Consider the following 22,009-nt stretch of genomic DNA (forward strand, 5'->3'; position numbering starts at 1 on the left):
ATGATAGAAATCCCAGGCAACCTTTTTCCACGAAGATTAGACACACACCTGCCCGTTGCCAAAAATGCCCATGGTATTTTTATTGAAGATGAAAACCAGAAACAATATATGGATGCCAGCGGCGGTGCCATTGTGGTTAATGCGGGCCATGGAAGAAAAAAAATTGCAACGGCAATTTATAATCAGATTTTATCCCATGATTATATCCATCCCACCATGTTTACAACCCAACCGGTTGAGATGCTTGCAACCTGTCTTGCTAAAAAGGCACCTGGAGACATCAATAGATTCTATTTTCTTTCAGGGGGTTCAGAAGCCAATGAAGCCGCAATAAAACTTGCACGACAGATACACATTGAAAATGGCAATGAAACAAAATATCGCCTCATTGGCAGGTGGAAATCATACCATGGTTTAACCTTAGGTTCACTTGCAGCCATGGGGAGAACAAGTTTTAAAGCTCCCTTTACTCCTTTATTAAAAGAAAGCCTGCACATCCCCGCCCCTTACTGCTACAGATGTTCTTTTGGACTTAAATACCCTTCCTGCAAACTCAGATGCGCCCTGGCCCTGGATGAGTTGATTGAAAACGCCGGTTCAGAAACAATCTCTGCCTTTATTGCCGAGACCATTCCCGGGGCGACAATCGCTGCCTGTTTCCCGCCCAAAGAATATTTAAAAATAATTTCAAAGATCTGCCATCACCACAATGTTCTTCTTATTCTTGATGAGGTGATGTGTGGCATGGGTAGAACAGGAGAATGGTTTGCCTGTAATCACTTTGATATTGTTCCGGATATGATAACCCTTGGCAAGGGCCTTGCCGGAGGAGTCATTGCCCTTTCGGCACTGGGTGTTAAAGAGACTCATTTTAATACCATAAAAGAAAACAGCGGTGTTTTCATGCATGGCGGAACCTTTTCCCACCATCCGGTTGCTGCTGCCGGAGGATTGGCTTTAATTGAAATTCTTGACCGGGAAAAACTGGTTCAAAGGGTGAAAATAAAGGGTAAAAAATTAGGCAATTTATTAAAAAAATACTTGCTGCCCCTGGCCCAGGTCGGAGATATCAGGGGAAAAGGCTTTATGTGGGGCATTGAGATTGTTAAGGATAAAAAGGACAAAACACCATTCAATCGTTCGTTGAAAACCGTGGAAGGTGTCCGGGACAACCTTTTTGAAAAAGGATATCTGGTGTACACGTCGACCGGACTTGCCGGAGCCCATGGTGATGCCCTTGTAATAGCACCGCCTTATATCATTAGCGATGATGAAATGGAGATGCTTGTCAAAGCAATCAAATCCGTATTTTTGGAGTTTTTTAATTAATCATTTTTTTAAAGGAGTTTAACATGCCTGAATTGGCCTATCTAAACGGAAAAACACTTCCCCTTAATGAAGCACTTGTACCCATTGAGGACAGGGGATATCAGTTCGGAGATGCTGTCTATGAATTCATAGCAAGTTACAATGGAAAAATGTTTTGCATGAAAGAGCACCTTGACAGGCTTCAGCGTTCCATGGAAGGTCTGTTATTTCCAGCAATAGACAGAAACTTTATTGAAACTGCCGTTTTGGAACTTTTTGAAAAGGCTGAAATCACCAGAGCAGGGCTTTATATTCAAATTTCAAGGGGCGTTGCTCCAAGGGATCATGCCTGGGATAAAGATATGAAAACCCAGGTCATCATGACCATAAAAAACGTTAAAGAAATTCCTTCCAAACTTCGGGAACAAGGAGTAGACATCATTACCGTACAGGATGAAAGATGGTCAAACTGTGACATCAAGACAGTTCAGATTCTTCCCAATGCCATGGCAAAACAGAAAGCAAAAGCCCAGGGGGCCTTTGATGCAATTTTTGTCTCAAAGGATGGGATAGTAAGAGAGGGAACCAGTTCTAACTTTTTTATTATCAAAAATGAAGAGCTTATAACCCATCCTTTGACAAAAAACATTCTTCCCGGAATAACACGAATGGTAGTAAAGGACCTTGCCAAAGATCTGGGGATAAAAGTTGAGGAAAAATTTCTCTTAAAAACCGATATCTATTCTGCTGATGAAGCCTTTTTAACCGGAACACTTACTGAAATTCTGGGTATAAAAGCAATTGACGGCAAATCAATAGGCGATAGTAAACGAGGAGAGATCACCCAAAAGCTGTACAAAGGTTTAAGGAAAAAAGCCGAATAAAATCAAACCAAAACATCAAACTGGAAAGATCATGGCCCGTCAGACAATGACGGGCAGCATAAGTGAAAAGGTGCTATTTTTTAAATGTTATGGCAGCATTTTTGGGCAGTGCCAGGCCGACGCTCACTTCCAATGCCTTTAAAATACCGGATATCACAGGACATGATACATGGGGAATCGTTTTCAAAGAAACATCCAATACCTGGGAATTAAGGATTCCTGTCTCTTTATCCTTAAACAGTTCGGTCATCATATTCAACACTTTTCCCCCCAGAATGTCATCGACTTTTTTCCAGTTGGGACACTCACTCTCTAACCTGAAAGAGGCCTTATAACCCGTCTTATCCTCAGCATGGACCGTGGTGGTGAATCCACAAATACCACTCGATATTTCAACGTTGACCATTTTACGTATGATACTCCTTTTTTTTAAATAATTTCTTTAATCTTTTAATGTATTCCGGTGTTGTACCACAGCAGCCGCCAACGATTTCCACACCAAGCTCTCTGATTTTTTTAATACTGTCTGCAAAAAAGATTTCATCCTCGGGATAAAAAACAACGTTGTCTTTTCCTGTCTTTGGCATACCGGCATTGGGTTGAATGATCACCGGAACATCCACACTCTTTTTAATTTCATGGGCCAGGTCAATCATTGTCTGGCTCCCCATTGAGCAATTGGCCCCGACGGCCGAGGCACCGGCATCAACCAGTGATTTCATACTGTCTTCGGGATTGTTCCCAAAAATAGTAAAAAAACCTTTTTTCATTTTTTTAAAGGTCAGGGAACAAAAAACCGGTTTTTCAGATACAGACCGGACCGCTTTTATGGCTGCCAACCCAATGTTAATATCAAAAATAGTTTCAATAAGGAAAACATCCACTCCTTCATCTTCAAGAAAACCGGCCTGCTGGGCAAAACAATCCACAGCTTCATCAAACGAAACAGGCCCCGCGGGTTCAAGCATGTCTCCAAGGGAGACCAATTCCCCTGCAACATACTGCCCTTTGCCGCAGACCTCTCTTGCAATCCGGACCCCGGCTCGATTCACATCTTCCACACTTTGGGTAACACCCATTTTCTTTAATTTTATGGCAGATACGCCATATGTATTGGCACTTGCCACATCCGAGCCGGCATCATAATAGGCCCGGTGTATTTCCATGATGACGTCAGGATGCTTTAAATTCCAGAGTTCAGGTGCTTCTACGCCTGTAATGCCTTTACTGATAAGTATCGATCCCATGGCACCATCAAAAATAAGACCCTCTTTTCGAACCTTTTCAAGAATATCCATGCCTGACTGTTCTCCTTCCCCCTGAATGTTTTCCACGCATACATCTATTATAAGCTATTATCCTAAGCAAGTTGCAATTGGCCGATTATATTATTGAAATTTTATCAGTTTTGCAATATCAATAATCTTTTATAAAAATAGCTATGCAAACCGGTTGGATATCTGTATCATTATAAACAGGTGTAAATATTTTTTGCACTCGGCTAAGATTATGCCAAACTAATTTTAACCTTTGAAAGGAGATTGTCATGGAAAAAAGCGTTTACAAAATAATTGAAGTTGTAGGATTTTCTGAAATTTCTTGGGAAGATGCTGCAAAGGCAGCTGTTACAGCTGTTGACAAATCTGTTCGCGATATGCGCGTAGCTGAGGTTATTATGATGGATATGCGTTTGGAGGATAATAGGATTGTTGGTTACCGTACCAAATTAAAAGTCTCATTCAAGCTTGAATAATTAAAAAATCCGATACTTTTTAAGGTAGGGAACCCCTATCTTAAAAAGTACTTCAAAAAAAGCCAAAAACCTTTGATAATAGTGGTACGCCCGGCCCTATCCCAGTTTAAAAATCATAATTTTATTTTTTTAATCCACGTAACAAACTTTGGGCATTAAGCCTTTACAAAATCAATGCTCAACTTATTATTATCAAAATTGTGACTTTTTTCAAAAATAGGAGCATTTTATATGGGTTGGTTCAGTCAGCTTTTTAACAATAAAGAACAGGTACCGCCTGCAATATTACCACGAAAAAATGATCCCTGCTGGTGTAGTAGTGGAGTAAAATACAAAAAATGTCATCTTGCCAAGGACAAACTTTATTTCAAGGAACATCCTAATCTTAAAAAAAAAGCGTCTGTTAAAAAGTCATGTGGACCAGTTTTCGGCTGAGGAAAATAATGATAAAAACTCTGTATGGGTTTTAAAACTGCTTTTAATATGAACTTTCCCGGGTCTAATCTTCATTTGTTAGAACCAAGACAAGAAAAGATTTATGCGGTTTCTGTTTTGGAAACATGGCAGAAATTTTTGACCTTGACAGGCACAATTCAGGCACAGTGAAAAGGTGTAAATTTATTCAAAAGTGATATTTTTGAAGCTTTATTTTTATCCATTCTCTCAACCTTTTAATATGGTCAATCCAATAATGAATATTTTCATCAGTTTCCATTAGTTATAGCATATAACCTGCAATTAAAAATAACAATATTATTTCTTTGATATGGTGATCCCACGGGGAATCGAACCCCGGTTTCCGGTGTGAGAGGCCATAACAACAAATTGAGTAAGTGCAGGAAAACACTACAAATATTAGTAATTACAAATAGTTGTAAGATTTATCAAAAAACCTGATCGTACCTAAAAGTACCCTAAAATACCTATCTGAAGATGCTGTCTACTTCCTATGTACTTCCTAAAAAGTTGGTTTAAAGGGTTGAACAAGTTTTGTTTGTGCGATTCGTAAACTTACTTTCAGTTATTTTATAACTCCTTTTAGTATATACATGATTTCATCGGTGGCTTCATGTAATGGCTGTAAGTTGAAATTTGTGTTACTAACAATAGGTAACATTTTGCTTGTATTTCTTACATCATCTTCAGGATCAGGATTCCATTTGTCGCTTAGCTCCCAAGTGCTCGAAGGATATTTTTCATCTTGGTTTTCTTGAAGATAGCACCATAAAGAAAGCCCTTTTTCTGATTCAATATAACAACCAAAGCAGAATTGGTAATTACTTTCAATATTATAAGTTTTGTATATCTGGCTATCTGACCATACTTTTTCTAAACGATTTTCACCGTTATAATCAACATTGTCCACTTCAAAAAAATTATTAAGCCTTATTACTTTATCATCCCAAAGAACTTTACAGATTTCGTTAATGAAACACCAAAAATCATATTGCGTTTTTTTTGCAGCTAACTGAGCTGTGTAAAATTCATGTAGTTCTTCCCATTTTGAATCTTTAGGTGGCACCTTTGTATTAATAATTATATCTATTGCCTCCCAGTTGACTGGTCTTTCATAATAAAACTGAATGGTTTCGGGAACAACTATTTGATTCTCTGCCATTAAACACCTCCAATTTTTTTCCATAGCATTGAACGGAAACACGAGAAACGACTATCATCACAATTCCATTTTTTCAAACCCTTCTCCAAACGAATTAAAAGACTCAACCAACTTAAGGGCTTCCAATCTTTATTTATTTTATTGTAATCTCCTTGGTTTGTAAGAAGTATTAGCTTGTATCTATCCTCAAAATTGTCGATACAATACTTTTTATAAGGAGGTAATTGTCCTTTAGTTACTTTATGATCAAACTTAGCCTCTATTGCTATTCCATATGGTTTGTTTGCTGATTCCCAGTGAATTAATATGTCAATACGCTTGTTCTTTTTCGTAACAACCTCTGATTCTACTTTTATTGTGGACTTTTCACGATTAGTCATACCCTCAAAGGCCTTTATAAAATCCTTTGATACTGGGAGTGCCTTTAGAAAAGTCAGCACTCTTTTGAATGTACATATTTTATCACTATCATTTAGGCACAAAGCGATCCCTTCTGTAACCTGTCTTTCATTCAATTTTGGAATATATAATTTATTTACTAATGCTAAACCATGATTAGGGTTGGAAATCTCTCCGACATATTGAGTCGATGTAGATAAATGTTCAGTGCATATATCAGTCCCCAAATTGCAGAAATTCTTTGAGATCATTTTTGCACTATATTTTAGATTAATATTAATTCTATTAACAATGCTTGATAAGTCTTGATCCTGCCATTTTATTTCTTTAGTAGAAGTATGGGGAAATTTTGATAAAATCGGTGTTGCAAATTTTAAGTTTTTATTATCAAGTGAGAACGCTTGGGAATATATTGTATCATCCGGGCAGGGAATACTTTTTATGAATTGTTTGAATATACTATGATTAAAATTCATTTTTATTTTCCATAAGCAATCTGTATATGTAATCAGCGATTTTATTGAAGTCTTAGTTGTGAGTAACAAAAATATTTAATTGTGCAAGTTATTTGTTTCAAATATTTTCTTAACTTCCATTCGCACTTTTTCAACAAACCAATCAGGTTCAAACACCCGTGCCTCATGACCATATGAAAGTAACCAAGAGAGAGCTTCAATATCAGATGTCGCAGTAAAGGTTAATTCAATCTTACCGTCTTTTTTCTCTTTTATTTGTTGATCATGACTCCAAATTCGTTCTCTAACATGTTTAGCAGCGTATCCATAAAATTCCACCTTTGCTTGAAAAGAATCATCTTTCATAACTCCAAAGGTTTGATTATATGCTTTTTCAAAATCAAAGTTATCTGGGAATTTATAAGATGCCTTTGTGATCTCAAGTGCCACAATTCTATGAATTACCAACAACGGATCAAACTTAGGTGCCTTATAAATTTTGCCAGGTGTCTTCGCCATTTGAGCATGTAAATATATGGTATCTTCTTTTGAAAATAGTTTCAAAGGTTTTATACAAAAGATTGTGGGGTCTTTATTCCAGATAGATTTGTAAGTGATTTTACAAACCTTCCTATTTTCCATTGCGATTATCAGGTCTTTAATAATTCGCTGGTGTCCAGAATAATCAATCGTGCCTGGTATAAAAGCACCAAAATGCTTGGAAGATACCGTTTTCCTATCCTTTATCAGCACTTGACTCTTACCTAATGCACTCGCTGCCTGTTCAAATGTATCTTTTCCAATTAAATGCTTTGTAAACGAGCAGCACATTTGTAAAAGTCCATATTCAGATTGACTTAAATTCATCGCTTTTGCAGGGATTTTTTCTTTCTTGATCTTAAAGACTCGCCTTCTATCTTTAATGAAATCTTCTATCTTGATTCCTTCAGTTGAACTGTTAATTTTGTCAACAATACGGCCTATCGTCTGCTTTGAGCATTCCAATTCTCTTGCAAGCTCAGTCAAAGAATATTCATAGGGAGAGAAAAATAACTTAAAAAATAATTTTATAACCTTTTGTCCATGGTCTTTATCAGGGTCGATTTTTTTAGACATGAAGTTTCCCCTTTTAGAAAAGTGAAATGTCATTCCATAAGATGGAATACTGCCATGTTATTATAAATTAAACAATAAAAAAAAGGGGATAAAACATGAAAGCAAAACTTATTATCAATAACATAACTTTAGAATTGGGTCACAGAGAGTTAAATGAAATATCCTATGCTCTGAATGATTGCGAAAAGATCAAGGATATCTACCATGAATTGGCTCAATCTCCGTCAACTGAGACAAGATCTAATATTGCATTGCAAGATAATCTTCACCGAAAAACAGTTAAACTTCTTTTGTCTGATGCTCAGGTAGAGGTTATGAGAACCATGAGCAGAGAAAATAATTTTATTTCTAATATGACCAAAGAAGATATCGAACGTTTTATAAACATAGGAGATTCAGAAATTTTAACCAACATGGTGGATAATATTCAAAATTTAACAGAAAATTATGAGGTTTGTGAAAGGGATTGGTTATGTGAAAAGTTTTATACACAGGCAGACCCATCAGTAAGGTATGAGCTGGCAAGTAGCGACGAAGCTTCAGGTTTCATTATTAAGAAATTAACTGAAGATCCAGATATTAATGTATCTCAAGCGGCTAAAGAGACCCTGGAAGGTATTGAATCAGAAAAGGATGAAAATGATGAGATTGAATGGGATGAGGATGATGCAGATGACATGGATGAGGAAGATGTTCAATTATAAAATTGTATCCTAATAATTTTAAAGAAAAGAGGTAATGATTATGCAAATCATGACAAAAAGAAATTTTATAAAAAATATCGGAATTGCCAGCTTAATATTTTTTGCCCCTATTGCAAGAGCATTTTCAAAAACAAGATCAAATTTTGATAATTCATCAATAAACCTGTTAAGCAAGGTTGTCTTGGCACATTGATAATATTTATCCTTTGGGCAACACCCGAAGAAAGTCAGAAGTAAGATTTGTATTTTGAACTGTTATTATTATATTACGGATAAGTATTTTCAATATACAAAACTGATTGATTTTGTTAAAAAAAAAATAAGACCCATCTATTTATTAATTTGACTCTAATCGTTTTAAGGACAGACTAATGACATCTTTTATCCGGCACAGATGATTTGGACGAAGATATGCGGTTCACTGTCGGGCATTATTTGAAGCATTGAAAGAAATCATATAAGAAAAAGAGGATTACAAAGTTTAAAAACCATCAATTCAACAGGGGGATCTCTATGCAATATCGAAAAATACCAAAGACAGGGGAAGAGATATCAATCCTTGGTTTTGGTTGCATGCGTTTACCTGAAAAAAGAGGTGGTATTGATGAAAAAAGAGCTAAAAAACAGCTTTTAATGGCCATTGATGAAGGCGTGAATTATTTCGATACAGCCATGCCATATCATATGGGTGCGAGTGAAACTTTTCTTGGAAAAGCTCTTAGTGAAGAAGGACTTCGGGGAAAAATAAACATAGCCACAAAACTTCCCCCTTGGTCAGTTAACCAAAGCGAAGATATGGATAAACTCATATCAGCCCAGCTAAAAAAGCTTAAAACCGATTACATTGATTATTATCTTTTACATGCTTTGAATGGAGAATTTTTTAAAAAATTATTAGAATTTGGAGTGCTTGAATTCCTTTCTAAACTTAAAGCAGATGGAATAATTAGAAATGCAGGGTTTTCATTTCATGGTAAAAGAAAGGACTTTAAAAAAATTATTGATTCCTACGATTGGGAATTTTGTCAAATTCAATACAACTACCTTGATATAAAGAGTCAGGCTGGAAAAAAAGGATTAGAATATGCCAGCGAAAAAGACGTTGGTATAATCATAATGGAACCATTACGTGGTGGAAATCTTGCAAAAAACCCCCCTAAACAAATAAAAGAGATATGGGAAGGATCAGAGACAAAAAGAAAACCAGTTGAATGGTCTTTAGAATGGATATGGAATCACCCCCAAGTCACTACTGTATTGTCAGGAATGAATAATGAAGACCATATTACCCAGAATATTAAAATAGCTAACAAAGTTTTACCAGAATCTATGTCCCAAAGGGATCTTGAGATAGTATCAAAAACTGAAAAACTCTATCGCAAATTTATGAAAGTCGGTTGTACTGGGTGTGGATATTGTATGCCCTGTCCATCGGGTGTTAATATCCCAACTTGCTTTGAATTTTATAACGATTATCATATGTTTGATGATAAAAAGAATGCGAAACTATTTTATCTTGGAATGTGTGGAGGATTATTGTCCAACAAACCATCTTATGCTTCATTGTGCGAAGAGTGCGGCGAGTGTGAAAAGGTTTGTCCTCAAGGTCTTCCAATAATAGATAGCTTAAAAGATGTGACCAATGAGTTTGAAGGATTTCAATTCAGGATGATGTTGAAGATAGCAAAGGCAATATTTGGATTTAAACGTTGGAACATATTGAGAAAGAACGGGTAGTATTTGCACTTTGGAATATGATGGAATGTATATTGGAAAACAATAACAAAAAAGCAACTTGTTACTGTAGAAGTCAAAAACTCTATGAAGAGTGCTGTTATCCCTTTATATCCGGAAATTTAAAACCTGAAATTCCAGAGCAGTTGATGAGATCAAGATATTCTGCTTTTTGTATAAAAAATATTGAGTATTTAATTTCAACCCATCATCCTTCCAAGCGCCAGCTAAATGAGCGTGAGATATTGGCTCAAACAATTCATGAAACCCAGTGGCTTGGCTTGAAAGTATTGAAAACAGATAAAACTCAAATCAACCAAGGGATTGGATATGTGGAATTTGCTGCCTTTTATAAAAATAGTGAGATAGAACAATTACATGAGAATTCAAAATTTATCTATGAGAATGGACAATGGTATTATTTTGATGGCGTTTTGCTTGACCCTATAAAAATTAATCGTAATGAACTATGCTGGTGTGGGAGCTTGAAAAAGTATAAAAAATGCCATGGCAAATGATGTCTTTCAACAATCTGATTCAAAGGCTATTTGAAAAGATATTCGAGACCATTAAGCTTGATTTCATAAACAGCCTGTAACATTTCTCCAAGTTTACCTTCTGGGAATCCTTTCTGTGAAAACCAAATCAGATATCGTTCCGGAAGATCAACTAAACGCATTCCCTTATATTTACCAAATGGCATTTTTGTAGTTGCAAGAGCAATGAATGCTTCTTCGTCAGGTTGAATAAGTTCAGCCATTTTAAAATTTAATCTTCAATATCCATCAAAACAGGATTATCACTTTCCAAAATAGCACAAGTTTCAGATCCATGGTCAAAAACAATAACAGCTTTGCCGGATTTAAGCTGCCCAAGCACCTGGGAGATTTTTGTTTCCAGGGGAATTTCAATTTCTCCGTAGTCAGTACCATCCCGGGTCACAAACTCTTCAATGACACCTTGAAGTGCTTCTGGGCTTAGTTGATCATATAGAATTTTAACAGCAGTCATTATTAATTTGCAGGATAATCAACTTTTTCTTTCAGCTCTTTGCCGCACTTGAAAAAAGGCAGTTTCTTTGGAGCAACTGTTACTTTTTTACCAGTCTTAGGATTCCTGCCGGTGTAGCTTTTATATTCCTTGATAAAGAAAGAGCAGAAACCACGGATTTCAACTCTGTCTCCATTGGCAAGAGCAACGGTCAGTTCAGAAAAGAATGTATCTACTACTTCAGCGGCTTCATCCTTTGTCAAACGGCATTTTTCTTTAACGGCTTGGATCAGTTCGAGTTTGTTCAATTAAATTTTCCCCAATGATTTTATGTAGTTATAATTTTACACTATCTGTATAAAATTTCTGGGATATTTTCAATAGCTATTATCCTTCTTTTAAACAGAACATAGGATTTGTTAGACTATTGAAAACAAAATACGTGTAAAATATGTGTAAAATTTCGGAATTGGAGCAAAAAAGGTTTCCATCTAAAAGCTGAAAAACCTTGGTATTAGTGGTACGCCCGGCCCGATTCGAACGGGCGGCCTATGGATTCGAAGTCCAGCGCTCTATCCAGCTGAGCTACGGGCGCACAGGTTTGTGAAGTCGGTATTAGATATCACAATGACATCATTTCTGCAATGGTATTATAAGTCCTGATTTGGAATTGACAACGATCTGCATTAAAAGTAGAACTCAAAAGTGAAATGAAGAAAAGAAAGACAATTTTTGCCTGGATATGGAAAATAGTATTTAAAATTGTATTATTCCTGTTTTGCTTTACCATCGTTCAGGTATTGGCATTGAAATTCATCAACCCGCCATTTACCCCTAATGTGGCTTGGGAATGGGCTGAATCCATCATTAAAAAGCAACCCGAAAAGCGTCCGAAATATAACTTTAAAAAAATTGAGGCCATATCGCCACATCTGAGAAGGGCTGTCATTGCTGCTGAAGATCAGCGGTTTTTATCCCACAACGGATTTGATTTCAATGAAATAAAAAATGCTTTAAAAAATCTAATTAAAAAGAAAAAATTAAGAGGGGCCAGTACCATCAGTATGCAGACAGCCAGAAGCGTATTTCTGTTATCCAGCAGAAGTCTGTTCAGGAAAATGGCAGAGATTTATTATACAATCTTGATCGAACTATTCTGGGATAAACATAGAATTTTCGAAATGTATTTAAATACCGTGGATTGGGGAACGCACGTCACCGGTGCCGAAGCAGCTTCACAAAAATATTTTTCAAAAAGTGCTCAACATCTGACTCCTGACCAGGCCGCCTTAATGACGGCTATTTTGCCAAACCCGCATAGATGGTCTGTCAGGCGCCCCACCCCATATCTTAAAACCCGGCAGAAACAGATCATGAAAGATATGCATCTGATGCCGTTGCTGTAAAAAAAATAAAGGAGGAAAAATAATGTTTGATTTTCTTTTGTCTAAAAAAGCTATAAAAATCAGAGATGAAGCAAGGGAATTTGTGAAATGGGTTCCAAAACAGATGATTATTGATATGGATGCTGATAAAATTCAGTTCCCGAAAGAATTTCTGGCAGAAGCTGGAAAAAGGAATTTAATGGGTTGCAGATATCCTGAGAAATGGGGTGGAAGAAACCTTGACTGGGTTGCTACTGCTGCAGTTATGGAAGAAATCGGAACTCTTGGCTATATTTTTGCCTGTATTTTTGGAGTTGGAGCAGAACTTATATGTGATGCCATTATTATCCATGGAACTGATGAACAAAAAGAAAAATATGTAAAACCACTTCTTGCGGGAGAAATATTTGCTGCTGAATGTTTAACTGAACCACGGGGAGGTTCTGATTTCTTTGGAGCCACAAGCACAGCAAAAAATATGGGGGATTATTTTTTGCTAAACGGACAGAAGCGTTTTATTGTGGGTGCTGAAGGCGCAGATTATTTTTTGGTTTACGCAAAGACAGACCCTGATGCAAAACCCCATAAATCACTAACCTGCTTTATTGTGGACAAATCACCGGGAGTTAATGTTGAATATTTATATGGATTAATGGGATGCCGGGGCGGGGGAGCCGGAAGACTTGTATTTAAGGATGTTAAAATTCCAAAGGAAAACATTGTGGGAGAGCTTCACGGAGCTATAAAAGTATTTAATACTTTGATGATTCCTGAACGTCTTGGAACCGCGGCAATGACAATTGGTGCTGCAAGACCTGCACTTGAAGTTGCAACAGGATATACCACAAGAAGAAAAGCCTTTGGAAAAACAATTAATAATTTTCAGGGAGTAAGTTTCCAGGTTTCAGAAGCAGCAATGCTTCTTGATGCTTCCCGCTCCATGATCTACACAACAAGCAAAGCTGTTGACGGGGCCATCGAGCCTGCCGTTATCAGAAGAATGGTTTCAGAATCCAAAAAGTTTGTAACTGAATCCTGTCAGAAAGTAGTTCATAATGCCATGCAGGTAATGGGTGGTATCGGATATACAAACATATATCCGGTTGAAAGAATTTTTCGGGACCTGCGCCTTGCCACAATCTGGACTGGCTCAAATGAAGTAATGTCAATGATTATCGCCCATGAATGGTATATGGAATATCAGAAAAACAAACCAAAGGCTTTAACCCGGGATATTGAAAATGATTCTTTGGAAGCATTTGCTCCCGACGAAAAAATTTATGAATGATGGTGGCTACTTAACTTTATTTAAGGCCGTATCAAAGCTTGTCTGGTCTGCTTTAAAGGCATTGGCATTTTCTCCGATCCTGATAATGGTCAGCGTATTAATCTTGTCACCTTTTTCAATCTTATTGACCACATCCATGCCTTTAACCACTTTTCCAAAAACCGTATGTTTATTATCAAGCCAGGGGGTTGCCCTATGGGTAATGAAAAACTGGCTGCCATTGGTTCCGGGGCCTGCATTGGCCATTGAAAGAATCCCGGGAGAATCATGTTTTAACTCGTTCACAAACTCATCAGGAAATCGGTAGCCGGGGCCTCCCCTGCCGGTTCCTGTAGGATCACCGCCCTGGATCATAAAATCCTTGATCACCCTGTGAAAAATAAGCCCGTCATAATATTTTTTTGAAGACCCCTGGCTGGAAGCAATTGTTCCCTGGGCAAGTCCTGCAAAATTCATGACAGTAATGGGAACCCGGCTGTAATAGAGGATAGCAATAATCTGTCCTTTATTGGTATCAAATTGAGCATATAACCCGTCCTTGAGATCCTGGGAGGACTCTTGGGAAAAGCTAAGACAAGGTATTAAAAGCAGATATAAAAAAATAGATATTACAAAAATTCTTTTGGTTGAAATCATTGTACCGTCTCCTTTCGCAATCGATTTTGACTTTCTCCATAATCAAAAAAACCCGACGCTCAATGCACTTGAGTTCGGGCGTTAATGACAAATTTTTCTACTTAGTTTAGAAAAAAATGGGGTGAGTGAAGGGGCTTGAACCCTCGACATCCAGGACCACAACCTAGCGCTCTGCCAACTGAGCTACACCCACCGCAAAAAACTTTCCTTAATTATCAGAATTAGATCAGTTTTTCAATAGTTTTTTCATGCAGCCGAATTCAGGCATAGCTTTTATATTTCATCTATTTTACATTGACCTTGCGGTGTTGTTTGACTATTATCCTTTTCGTATAAAATATTTCATTAAAGGGATTTTATTTATGAATGCTTTATTAATATTTGTTGTCAGGCTTATTTTAGGTCTTGTATTCGGTATCTTCCTTATCCGGCTGTTCAGGCCGGAATGGGGAATTTACCATGGGGTTGTCACAGGACTTATTTTGGTAGCCCTGGCTTATGGCATAGCGCTTTTCAGAAAAAAGAAACAAGAATAAAATTTAGGACTTTTTACCAATTGGAAAAAAATATCATCTTAGGGACAGCAGGACACATTGACCATGGAAAGACAAGCCTTGTCAAGGCGTTGACAGGGATTGAAACAGACCGGCTCAAAGAAGAAAAGGAAAGAGGAATTACCATTGAACTGGGATTTGCCTTACTTGATCTTCCCAATGGGCAGCATATCGGCATCGTGGATATGCCGGGCCATGAAAAATTTGTTAAAAATATGGTAGCCGGTTCCAGTGGAATTGATGTGGTCACAATGGTAATTGCAGCAGATGAGGGTGTTATGCCCCAGACCAGGGAACATATGGAGATCTGCAATCTCATGGGGATTGAACATGGCATAATTGCCCTGACCAAAATAGACATGGTGGATGAAGATCTCTTAGAGCTTGCCCTTGAAGATATCAATGATTTTGTACAGGGCACTTTTCTTGAAGACAAGCCGATTTGTCCTGTTTCATCTGTTACAAATGAAGGGCTTGATGAATTTATTAAAACCCTTGAAACCGTTTGCACCCTTCTTCCTGCAAGAAAATTTTCCTCTATTTTCAGACTGCCGGTGGACCGGGTCTTTTCAATGAAAGGGTTTGGCACGGTGATTACGGGAACCCTGACGTCTGGCAGTATCAATGTCGGGAATGAGATCATGGTTTATCCCAAAAAAATTGTCTCTAAAGTAAGGGGAATCCAGGTTCACAGTTCAGGTGTTGATACGGCAGGTCCGGGCACAAGAACCGCCATTAATTTCCAGGGGCTTGACAAGGAATCCGTAAACCGCGGCGATATATTGTCCACACCTGACACCTTGATTGAAAGCTATATGGTGGATGCCCATTTCCTTTATTTAAAAAGCAATGGAAAGCCGGCTAAAAACAGAACCAGAATAAGATTTCATTCCGGGACCAGTGAAATACTGGGATATCTGATACTGCTTGACAGAGAAGAATTGTTGCCCGGAGACGAGGCCTGTGTTCAGTTCCGGCTTGAATCGCCTGTCTGCTGTATCAAGGATGACAGGTATGTAATTCGAAGTTATTCACCCATAAAAACCATTGGCGGCGGTGCCATATTAAATCCAGCCTCCCAAAAACACAAACTGTTTGATCAAAATGTCATTCAGGGACTTACAAATCTGTTACTGGATGATAATGAACAAACCATTTCATTCTTTCTATCCTTAAAAGGATACCAGGGATTGTCCTTTTCAAAACTTCGTGTCATGACCAATCTTGCGGACAAAAAACTGACGGCAAGTTTGCAGAAAATGCTTGCCAGACAAGAGGTTGTCCAGATTGATAAAGAAAAACAAATTTATGTTAACGGTTCTTTCTTTGATGACTTTAAAGAAAAAATTATCCAAAAACTAAACGCCTTTCATGCCGACAATCCGTTAAAGGACGGCATGCCGACCCAGGAGCTTAAATCCAAGTTCCAGTATATTGATGATGCAAAGTTTTTTAATATTCTTTTTACAAAACTATCTAAAGAAAACCTCATTGTTCTGGATAAAAATATTGTAAAATTATCTACCCATGAAGTGGCGCTCCAGGTGGATCAGCATGAAGTCAAAGAAAAAATCAAAAAAATCTATCAAACATCCGGGTTGACACCACCGTTTTTCAGAACTATCTGCCAGGATCTTGATATTGATAAAAAAAATGCCACAGATGTTCTCCATATGCTGATCAATGAGAAATCCATTGTTAAAACGAAAGATGATCTCTACTTTGCTGCCGGGGAAATTAAAAAGCTTGAGCAAAAGCTGATCGCATTCTTGAAAGAAAATGAATCCATCACCACACCTGAATTTAAAGACATGACCGCTGTGTCCAGAAAGTTTGTCATCCCCTTAATTGAATACTTTGACTCCATAAACCTGACCATCCGGGTGGAAGACACAAGACAGTTAAGAAGGAAAACCGAAATTCCGTAAAATTAAGTACGTATAGATTATCCCTGCTTGTTGTTGAGAACAGACCCTAAAAAACTTATCTTCCGGTAAAAGAGATACGGCTTTTTACATATCTTTTTTGATGTTCTTTCGCCTTCTACAGCCAAAATATTGGCATCCATCATGGATTCTGGGTATTCAGGTGTCTGCCAGTCGTTTTTAAGTTTTATCCGCTGGGGTTCCCCAGTTAAGGTGGTTGCAACTTTTATCCCCTAAATAGGATTTTTCTAATTCTTTTTTTCTATAGGAAGAGGGATTGATTCCCTCATACTTCTTAAATGTCCTTGAAAAATAAGATACATCATTGAAGCCAACAGAATAACAGGCCTGAGAAATATTGATTTCCGGAAACTTCAAAAGCTTCTTAGCAGCTTCCAGCCGCTTAATATTCAAGTAATCTTTGAAGGTATGCCCGGTTGCCAGTTTAAAAATCCTGCTAAAATGGAATCTACTCAATCCGGTCACCTTGGCAATATCATCAAGGGTAATGCAGATCATGTAATTAGAGTCAATATAAGCTATTGATTTATTGATTCGTATGCTATCTTTTTTAAAGCTCCCATCCTGCGGAGGTTGCATCTCCAAAAAAGGGTCCCATAAATATTTTTTTAATTTTTCATACAGAATATTCACAAAAAAACTTTTTAAACCAGAATGCCGTGTAATAATTTTGACAAATTTTTCCTTTTCAATGGTAAAGCATTCAACATGCTCGGTGGTCAGTTCGTCAAATAATGCAACCCCACTATTAAATATGGATTCAACCCCAAAATAATCGCCTTGGCATATGGAACCTTTTCGGACCATAAATCCATTTTCCGTGGCGGATAATAAATCAATATTACCCGAACATATATATCCGATTTGATTAATTTTTTGATTTTTCTCTGTGATCAATATGTAAGGCGGTATTGTTGTATGCCTGAATTCATTATTAATTATATTTTTAAGTATATCATCACCAAGAGTATTAAAAGGCGGATAATCCGTAATAACGTGCAGGATTTTCATATGCCCCCCTCCCCCAAAAAAAAAGCCCGGGCAAAATAATATTGCCTGGACTTCCGTTTTTAATCCACTTATATTGATTTAATGATCGCTTCCCTATGATCATCAACTCATACAGGCTGGTCTTCTGACTTCCGGATCCTATTACTTACTGCGCCTTCCCATTTTAAAAAAAATAGTGACATTATTACAGCGTTCATCCCCGGTTACAGCGGCGGGTCCGTCATTGCATTTAACAATGTTCCCATTATCTCAAATACTTGAGTACCTGTAATCCATATTTTAGAATGAAACATAGAGATTATTTCGTAAAATGTCAATAGAAGGAAAAAAAACGATACGATACGAATTTTTCTATCTTTTCAAGTGCTTATACTAATAATTTCATCTATTTAGGCATTCGCGCAAAAAAATCCAAATTTTTAGCAAAAAAGTCCAAGCATTAATAATTCAGATCCGGTATTACAAGGAAAAGAAAGAGTAATTTGAAGAGAGCTATGAACTATTTTAGGTAAGCATAAAAATGAAACAATTTCTAAAATCGCTTTGGCAGGATGAGTCCGGGGCAACTGCAATAGAGTACAGTTTGATTGCTGGTATCATGGCAGCGGTGATTGTAACCGGACTAACGGCTTTCAGTGAGAAACTGAGTGACCTTTTTACCGCACTTGCCGATAAGCTTGAATCCGTTACAACCAAACTTGGTGAGACCGAATAAATATATATGGCACAGGTTATTGCCATATCAGCCGGGTTATTACTGTGTGCAGCTTTGTACACAGATCTGTTGTTCAGAAAAATTCCCAATTTTTTGACTATATCCTTTGTCTGTGTTGGTTTTTTACTTAACATGACAATATTCGGCATGTTACAGGGCGGAATCATAGCCTTTAAAGGTTTTGCAACAGGTCTTTGCATTTTTATGGTTCCTTATATCCTGGGGTATACCGGCGGGGGGGATGTCAAACTTTTCGGGGCTATTGGTGCAATTTTAGGGGCTTATGCAATTCTCTGGATTTTTTTATATTCTGCAATTTTCGGAGGTATTATTTCGCTATTGCGGATTTTACAAATAAAAAAGATAAGCCTTGTCCCCGTGGCCATGAGATCTTTAATGTTCCTGCCCGCCAATGGAAAACAAGTATCAATACCTTCATCCAATACAATTGCCTATACATGTCCTATCGTATTTGGATATATGACTTATTGTGTTCTGGGAGGCTGTGTTTGAGCATTAATAATAACAAAGGTGCGGCAGCTGTTGAGTTTGCCATTTTATTACCCGTCTGGCTGATTTTTTTTTTGCATTTCTGGACTATGGCTGGTACCTGACAAATCTTGTTGTTTTGGAAAATGCCGTTGCAACTGGTGCCAGGACCGGTGTTAAAGTAAAATATTGGATCGATTCCGGCGATGATGAATTTCAGGATCCCAGAGAGATTGCAAAGGAAATGGTTCAAGAATACTTCTGGCTCAATAAATTGGAAAAAAAAGATATAGAAGTGAACTGCAAGGATTCAGAAAAAAATACAGTTGATGTGGATGAAGACTACCAATACCTTGAGGTTATAGTTAAGGACTTTGTTTATAACCCCTTAACCGGATATTTGCCGAAAGCCATGATTCCTCAAAAAATCGGTGCCTTTTCCCTGATGTCATTTCCCTGATTTTTATGATACCCGATAAAGAGGTAATATCTCATGTTTAATGCAAAAACAATTATTGCAATTTTGTTTTCATTGTTTATGGGGATACTGGCAGTTTTAGGGTACTCTGTGTTCACCCGGCAGAAGCCAGTCCCGCAGCCGGTTTCCAAAGAAGAAAGACAAGCTGTAAAAGAAACAAAACAGGTGGAGCCTGTTCCTGAAATATTTTCCGATTCCATTCCCAAAGGCAAACGAATTGTTTCCATCAAGGTTGATGAAGTCTCAGGTGCCACCCGGGTGCTTGAAAAAAATGACCGTGTTGATGTAATTGCCGTGACCGATCTCAACGGCACCATGGGTGGGAAAATTGCAAGAGCTGTTCTTCAGAATGTCATAATTTTTGATATTGAAGATGCCTATTTTAAGAAAGAATTAACCGACAGAATAACAAAAAAGAAAAAAAACTGGACACTTCAACTTCTGGTCAGTCTGGATCAGGCTGTTTTGTTGTCATCTGTGGATGAAGCAGCAATGCTTCGACTTGTTTTACGGAACCAGGATGATACTGATCTTCAGACAGCGGGGTCAATAATTTATACATCTGAAACCGGCACTATAAGGGAAGGGGAGCCGGACTCTGACCCGGCTGTACGGATTCTGCCAGGCATGCGGGCAATCAGCCTTAATGTCAACAATAAAGATAGTATCTGCGGAAAATTAAACCCGGGCGACAAAGTGGATGTTATCATGTCTTTTAAAGTGGCTCGTTTTTCAACAAACGAGGGGAATATGGCAGTTGGAACAAAAGGTGAGGTGTTTAATTCCAGGAAATCATCCAAAATTCTGCTGCAGAATGTAATGGTTATTTCAACTGACCCGCAATCGGGTCATGCCGTAAAAAAAACAAAGCCTGTCTCCAGGGTTACCCTGATGGTATCTCCAAAGGACGCTGAAAAAATAGCAGTAATTACAGATGCCTCTAACAGTGCTGTCATACGACTGATTTTAAGAAACCCCGGGGATAATAAAAAAGTTGCAACCAGTGGGGAAATTTTCAGCGACCTGGTGCTGAAGGACAAGAAGTCCTATCGTATTATTAATATAGTCAAGGGTACTAAAGCCTATCCCAGAAAATTTTATGATGATGAATGATTTAGGAGATATGGATTGAAAAGACTGATGAAAATAACCGGCTTTGTCTGTATGGTATTATTTCTATGGCATGCTGCCTCGTGTACCTATGCCAGGGCTGGTGAAACCATATCCATAGAGGTGCATCATTCATATCTTCTGCAAACAGAAAAACCCATTATCAGGGCTTCTGTGGCAGATCCTAAAATTGCGGATGTGACTATGCTGACACCGACCCAGATTCTGGTGGTGTCAAAGGCAAAAGTATCAGGATCAACAAGCCTGATTATCTGGTATGATGAAAAAACTATTATAGCATATGATATAATAGTTTATACAACCATACGACCATGGATTGTAACAGCAATCAAGGACAGGATCTCCACCATTGCCCCAAAGATAAAAATAGATATTATAGGTGCAGGCGTGGCCCCGGAAGAAGAAACCATTCTTTTAAAAGGCAGCGTGGCAAGCCAGGAAGTTCTTAACCAGATTCTGACAATTGTGGAAAGTTTTAATATTAAATATTATAATTTGATTCGCTTAACAGGATCCCAGCAGGTCCAGCTCAAGGTGGTGATTGCTGAAATTTCAAAATCCGGTTTAAAACAGATGGGTCTCAATTTTTCACGGATGAGCCAAAACCTTGGAATCGGTCTTTTTAAAGGTCAGCCCAAGGGTACGGATACAACTCAAGAAAATGCATCAACTGTACTGGTAACAGCCAGCGATAACCTCTCTACCCCTTTTGGCAATGCATTTCAAATTGCCTTAACCGCAACAAAATACAACTGGCTTGCAATGATCAGTCTTTTAAAAGGCCAGGGACTTGCCCGCTCACTTGCCACACCCACGCTCGTAACCATGAACGGACAGGAGGCTGAATTCCAGGTGGGCGGCTCATTCCCGGTTCCGGTTCAGGGTGACAGCGGCAGCATCAGCATTCAAAATATCCCCTATGGCGTCATTCTGAAATTTACCCCGTATATTATTGACCGGGAAGTGATTACTCTGAAAGTTTCTCCTGAAGTCAGTTATCCTGATTTTTCCCTTGGAGTAACAGCAGGTGGCGCTACCGTGCCGGGGCTTGCTACACGAAAGGCCGATACCACCCTGCAGTTAAAGTCGGGTCAGACCTTTGCCATGGCAGGGCTTTTAAAGGAAAATTTTTATCAGACCGTAAACAAAATTCCTTTCCTAGGTGACATCCCCTTTATTGGAACAGCCTTTACCAGCAAGGAGACCAATCACTCTGAAACTGAACTTCTGATCATGGTTACCCCAACCATAGTCAGGGCCATGGAAGAAGAAAAAGTTCCCGGCCTTCCAGGAAAAGAAATAAAAACTAAAATCAGTGACATAGATTTTTTTATTAAAAACAAATTTGAGGGTTCAGAAGAATCCGATGAAAAACAAGCTGTATTTAAAGGAAAAACAGGATTTATAAAATAGGG

Annotated in this window: 26 protein-coding genes, 2 tRNA genes and 1 riboswitch; of the genes, 16 read left to right on the plus strand and 12 right to left on the minus strand. The window is 38.0% G+C overall.

Annotated features, from left to right (window positions below; all coding sequences use genetic code 11):
• Complete coding sequence (locus K8S13_RS08010; protein ID WP_291461789.1) at positions 1–1,329, plus strand: aspartate aminotransferase family protein; 1,329 nt, start codon at positions 1–3, stop codon at positions 1,327–1,329.
• A gap of 23 nt (positions 1,330–1,352) precedes the next feature.
• Positions 1,353–2,192 carry a D-amino acid aminotransferase gene (locus K8S13_RS08015; RefSeq protein WP_291461790.1) on the plus strand — a complete coding sequence of 280 codons (840 nt, stop codon included), beginning with the start codon at positions 1,353–1,355 and terminating at the stop codon, positions 2,190–2,192.
• 73 nt (positions 2,193–2,265) lie between these two features.
• On the opposite strand, the gene K8S13_RS08020 is transcribed toward K8S13_RS08015, so the two are convergent.
• Entirely contained in the window at positions 2,266–2,598 is a 333-nt protein-coding gene (locus K8S13_RS08020) for a hypothetical protein (protein WP_291461792.1), read from the minus strand.
• A gap of 1 nt (position 2,599) precedes the next feature.
• Complete coding sequence (locus K8S13_RS08025; RefSeq protein ID WP_291461794.1) at positions 2,600–3,526, minus strand: homocysteine S-methyltransferase family protein; 927 nt, start codon at positions 3,524–3,526, stop codon at positions 2,600–2,602.
• A gap of 212 nt (positions 3,527–3,738) precedes the next feature.
• Here K8S13_RS08025 and K8S13_RS08030 point away from each other — a divergent pair, with 212 nt between their 5' ends.
• Positions 3,739–3,945 (plus strand): dodecin family protein, encoded by a 207-nt coding sequence (locus K8S13_RS08030; RefSeq protein WP_291461795.1) that lies wholly within the window; start codon positions 3,739–3,741, stop codon positions 3,943–3,945.
• Between the two features lie 231 nt (positions 3,946–4,176).
• Positions 4,177–4,380 carry an SEC-C metal-binding domain-containing protein gene (locus K8S13_RS08035; RefSeq protein WP_291461796.1) on the plus strand — a complete coding sequence of 68 codons (204 nt, stop codon included), beginning with the start codon at positions 4,177–4,179 and terminating at the stop codon, positions 4,378–4,380.
• Positions 4,381–4,966: 586 nt separating this feature from the next.
• Here the strand turns inward: K8S13_RS08035 and K8S13_RS08040 are convergent.
• The 3 genes from K8S13_RS08040 to K8S13_RS08050 all read right to left on the minus strand — a co-directional run bounded on the left by K8S13_RS08040 (position 4,967) and on the right by K8S13_RS08050 (position 7,533).
• The gene (locus tag K8S13_RS08040) at positions 4,967–5,563 is read right to left on the minus strand and encodes a hypothetical protein (RefSeq protein WP_291461798.1); all 597 of its coding nucleotides are present in this window, start codon (positions 5,561–5,563) and stop codon (positions 4,967–4,969) included.
• Positions 5,563–6,438, minus strand: coding sequence for a PD-(D/E)XK nuclease family protein (locus K8S13_RS08045; protein WP_291461800.1), 876 nt, complete (start codon positions 6,436–6,438; stop codon positions 5,563–5,565). Before K8S13_RS08045 ends, K8S13_RS08040 begins: the two co-directional genes overlap by 1 nt.
• Before the next feature lie 75 nt (positions 6,439–6,513).
• Positions 6,514–7,533, minus strand: a complete 1,020-nt coding sequence (locus tag K8S13_RS08050; RefSeq protein ID WP_291461802.1) for a WYL domain-containing protein — start codon at positions 7,531–7,533, stop codon at positions 6,514–6,516.
• Between the two features lie 95 nt (positions 7,534–7,628).
• Here K8S13_RS08050 and K8S13_RS08055 point away from each other — a divergent pair, with 95 nt between their 5' ends.
• The 3 genes from K8S13_RS08055 (at position 7,629) to K8S13_RS08065 (ending at position 10,489) form a co-directional block, all read left to right on the plus strand.
• On the plus strand, positions 7,629–8,237 hold the full coding sequence (locus K8S13_RS08055; RefSeq protein WP_291461803.1) for a hypothetical protein: 609 nt from the start codon (positions 7,629–7,631) through the stop codon (positions 8,235–8,237).
• Between the two features lie 513 nt (positions 8,238–8,750).
• Positions 8,751–9,974, plus strand: coding sequence for an aldo/keto reductase (locus tag K8S13_RS08060; RefSeq protein WP_291461804.1), 1,224 nt, complete (start codon positions 8,751–8,753; stop codon positions 9,972–9,974).
• Positions 9,947–10,489 carry a YchJ family protein gene (locus tag K8S13_RS08065; RefSeq protein ID WP_291461806.1) on the plus strand — a complete coding sequence of 181 codons (543 nt, stop codon included), beginning with the start codon at positions 9,947–9,949 and terminating at the stop codon, positions 10,487–10,489. The genes K8S13_RS08060 and K8S13_RS08065 overlap by 28 nt, the downstream gene beginning before the upstream one ends.
• Positions 10,490–10,515: 26 nt before the next feature.
• Here K8S13_RS08065 and K8S13_RS08070 read toward each other — a convergent pair whose 3' ends face one another.
• The 4 genes from K8S13_RS08070 to K8S13_RS08085 all read right to left on the minus strand — a co-directional run bounded on the left by K8S13_RS08070 (position 10,516) and on the right by K8S13_RS08085 (position 11,556).
• A complete protein-coding gene (locus K8S13_RS08070) occupies positions 10,516–10,731 on the minus strand; it encodes a DUF3820 family protein (RefSeq protein WP_291461808.1) in 216 nt (71 codons plus the stop codon).
• A gap of 8 nt (positions 10,732–10,739) precedes the next feature.
• Positions 10,740–10,982 carry a YheU family protein gene (locus K8S13_RS08075; protein WP_291461809.1) on the minus strand — a complete coding sequence of 81 codons (243 nt, stop codon included), beginning with the start codon at positions 10,980–10,982 and terminating at the stop codon, positions 10,740–10,742.
• 2 nt (positions 10,983–10,984) lie between these two features.
• On the minus strand, positions 10,985–11,269 hold the full coding sequence (locus K8S13_RS08080) for an HU family DNA-binding protein (RefSeq protein ID WP_291461811.1): 285 nt from the start codon (positions 11,267–11,269) through the stop codon (positions 10,985–10,987).
• A 210-nt stretch (positions 11,270–11,479) separates the two neighbouring features.
• Positions 11,480–11,556 (minus strand) — tRNA-Arg (locus K8S13_RS08085).
• A gap of 115 nt (positions 11,557–11,671) precedes the next feature.
• Between K8S13_RS08085 and mtgA the strand changes: the two genes are divergently transcribed.
• Both mtgA and K8S13_RS08095 read left to right on the plus strand, forming a co-directional pair.
• Positions 11,672–12,367, plus strand: a complete 696-nt coding sequence (mtgA, locus tag K8S13_RS08090) for a monofunctional biosynthetic peptidoglycan transglycosylase (RefSeq protein ID WP_291461813.1) — start codon at positions 11,672–11,674, stop codon at positions 12,365–12,367.
• Between the two features lie 22 nt (positions 12,368–12,389).
• Positions 12,390–13,634: an acyl-CoA dehydrogenase family protein gene (locus K8S13_RS08095; protein ID WP_291461815.1), complete on the plus strand. Its 1,245-nt coding sequence runs from the start codon at positions 12,390–12,392 to the stop codon at positions 13,632–13,634.
• A 6-nt stretch (positions 13,635–13,640) separates the two neighbouring features.
• On the opposite strand, the gene K8S13_RS08100 is transcribed toward K8S13_RS08095, so the two are convergent.
• Both K8S13_RS08100 and K8S13_RS08105 read right to left on the minus strand, forming a co-directional pair.
• Entirely contained in the window at positions 13,641–14,270 is a 630-nt protein-coding gene (locus K8S13_RS08100; RefSeq protein WP_291461818.1) for a peptidylprolyl isomerase, read from the minus strand.
• A 117-nt stretch (positions 14,271–14,387) separates the two neighbouring features.
• Positions 14,388–14,463 (minus strand) — tRNA-His (locus K8S13_RS08105).
• A gap of 169 nt (positions 14,464–14,632) precedes the next feature.
• On the opposite strand from K8S13_RS08105, the gene K8S13_RS08110 reads away from it, so the two are divergent.
• Both K8S13_RS08110 and selB read left to right on the plus strand, forming a co-directional pair.
• Entirely contained in the window at positions 14,633–14,806 is a 174-nt protein-coding gene (locus K8S13_RS08110) for a hypothetical protein (protein WP_291461820.1), read from the plus strand.
• A gap of 20 nt (positions 14,807–14,826) precedes the next feature.
• Positions 14,827–16,752 (plus strand): selenocysteine-specific translation elongation factor, encoded by a 1,926-nt coding sequence (gene selB / locus K8S13_RS08115; protein WP_291461822.1) that lies wholly within the window; start codon positions 14,827–14,829, stop codon positions 16,750–16,752.
• A 177-nt stretch (positions 16,753–16,929) separates the two neighbouring features.
• Here selB and K8S13_RS08120 read toward each other — a convergent pair whose 3' ends face one another.
• Positions 16,930–17,781 carry a helix-turn-helix domain-containing protein gene (locus K8S13_RS08120; protein WP_291461823.1) on the minus strand — a complete coding sequence of 284 codons (852 nt, stop codon included), beginning with the start codon at positions 17,779–17,781 and terminating at the stop codon, positions 16,930–16,932.
• Positions 17,782–17,877: 96 nt separating this feature from the next.
• A riboswitch (cobalamin riboswitch) is annotated at positions 17,878–18,065 on the minus strand.
• A gap of 236 nt (positions 18,066–18,301) precedes the next feature.
• On the opposite strand from K8S13_RS08120, the gene K8S13_RS08125 reads away from it, so the two are divergent.
• The 5 genes from K8S13_RS08125 (at position 18,302) to K8S13_RS08145 (ending at position 22,007) form a co-directional block, all read left to right on the plus strand.
• Positions 18,302–18,496, plus strand: a complete 195-nt coding sequence (locus tag K8S13_RS08125; protein ID WP_291461825.1) for a Flp family type IVb pilin — start codon at positions 18,302–18,304, stop codon at positions 18,494–18,496.
• 6 nt (positions 18,497–18,502) lie between these two features.
• On the plus strand, positions 18,503–19,009 hold the full coding sequence (locus K8S13_RS08130; protein WP_291461827.1) for a prepilin peptidase: 507 nt from the start codon (positions 18,503–18,505) through the stop codon (positions 19,007–19,009).
• A gap of 115 nt (positions 19,010–19,124) precedes the next feature.
• Positions 19,125–19,445, plus strand: coding sequence for a hypothetical protein (locus tag K8S13_RS08135; protein ID WP_291461828.1), 321 nt, complete (start codon positions 19,125–19,127; stop codon positions 19,443–19,445).
• Positions 19,446–19,478: 33 nt separating this feature from the next.
• Entirely contained in the window at positions 19,479–20,576 is a 1,098-nt protein-coding gene (cpaB, locus tag K8S13_RS08140; protein WP_291461829.1) for a Flp pilus assembly protein CpaB, read from the plus strand.
• A 15-nt stretch (positions 20,577–20,591) separates the two neighbouring features.
• Positions 20,592–22,007: a pilus assembly protein N-terminal domain-containing protein gene (locus K8S13_RS08145; protein ID WP_291461831.1), complete on the plus strand. Its 1,416-nt coding sequence runs from the start codon at positions 20,592–20,594 to the stop codon at positions 22,005–22,007.
• The last annotated feature ends 2 nt before the right edge of the window (positions 22,008–22,009 follow it).

Source organism: Desulfobacula sp. (genome assembly GCF_021107415.1).

Excerpts from the sequence above, each read along its gene's own strand:
- K8S13_RS08060 (WP_291461804.1), top strand. The coding sequence starts at position 8,751 with ATGCAATATCGAAAAATACCAAAGACAGGGGAAGAGATATCAATCCTT.
- K8S13_RS08040 (WP_291461798.1), bottom strand. The coding sequence starts at position 5,563 with ATGGCAGAGAATCAAATAGTTGTTCCCGAAACCATTCAGTTTTATTAT.
- K8S13_RS08030 (WP_291461795.1), top strand. The coding sequence starts at position 3,739 with ATGGAAAAAAGCGTTTACAAAATAATTGAAGTTGTAGGATTTTCTGAA.
- K8S13_RS08075 (WP_291461809.1), bottom strand. The coding sequence starts at position 10,982 with ATGACTGCTGTTAAAATTCTATATGATCAACTAAGCCCAGAAGCACTT.
- K8S13_RS08050 (WP_291461802.1), bottom strand. The coding sequence starts at position 7,533 with ATGTCTAAAAAAATCGACCCTGATAAAGACCATGGACAAAAGGTTATA.
- cpaB (WP_291461829.1), top strand. The coding sequence starts at position 19,479 with ATGTTTAATGCAAAAACAATTATTGCAATTTTGTTTTCATTGTTTATG.
- K8S13_RS08120 (WP_291461823.1), bottom strand. The coding sequence starts at position 17,781 with ATGAAAATCCTGCACGTTATTACGGATTATCCGCCTTTTAATACTCTT.
- K8S13_RS08010 (WP_291461789.1), top strand. The coding sequence starts at position 1 with ATGATAGAAATCCCAGGCAACCTTTTTCCACGAAGATTAGACACACAC.
- K8S13_RS08055 (WP_291461803.1), top strand. The coding sequence starts at position 7,629 with ATGAAAGCAAAACTTATTATCAATAACATAACTTTAGAATTGGGTCAC.
- mtgA (WP_291461813.1), top strand. The coding sequence starts at position 11,672 with ATGAAGAAAAGAAAGACAATTTTTGCCTGGATATGGAAAATAGTATTT.
- K8S13_RS08020 (WP_291461792.1), bottom strand. The coding sequence starts at position 2,598 with ATGGTCAACGTTGAAATATCGAGTGGTATTTGTGGATTCACCACCACG.
- K8S13_RS08035 (WP_291461796.1), top strand. The coding sequence starts at position 4,177 with ATGGGTTGGTTCAGTCAGCTTTTTAACAATAAAGAACAGGTACCGCCT.
- K8S13_RS08095 (WP_291461815.1), top strand. The coding sequence starts at position 12,390 with ATGTTTGATTTTCTTTTGTCTAAAAAAGCTATAAAAATCAGAGATGAA.
- K8S13_RS08045 (WP_291461800.1), bottom strand. The coding sequence starts at position 6,438 with ATGAATTTTAATCATAGTATATTCAAACAATTCATAAAAAGTATTCCC.
- K8S13_RS08130 (WP_291461827.1), top strand. The coding sequence starts at position 18,503 with ATGGCACAGGTTATTGCCATATCAGCCGGGTTATTACTGTGTGCAGCT.
- K8S13_RS08125 (WP_291461825.1), top strand. The coding sequence starts at position 18,302 with ATGAAACAATTTCTAAAATCGCTTTGGCAGGATGAGTCCGGGGCAACT.
- K8S13_RS08100 (WP_291461818.1), bottom strand. The coding sequence starts at position 14,270 with ATGATTTCAACCAAAAGAATTTTTGTAATATCTATTTTTTTATATCTG.
- K8S13_RS08015 (WP_291461790.1), top strand. The coding sequence starts at position 1,353 with ATGCCTGAATTGGCCTATCTAAACGGAAAAACACTTCCCCTTAATGAA.
- K8S13_RS08110 (WP_291461820.1), top strand. The coding sequence starts at position 14,633 with ATGAATGCTTTATTAATATTTGTTGTCAGGCTTATTTTAGGTCTTGTA.
- K8S13_RS08070 (WP_291461808.1), bottom strand. The coding sequence starts at position 10,731 with ATGGCTGAACTTATTCAACCTGACGAAGAAGCATTCATTGCTCTTGCA.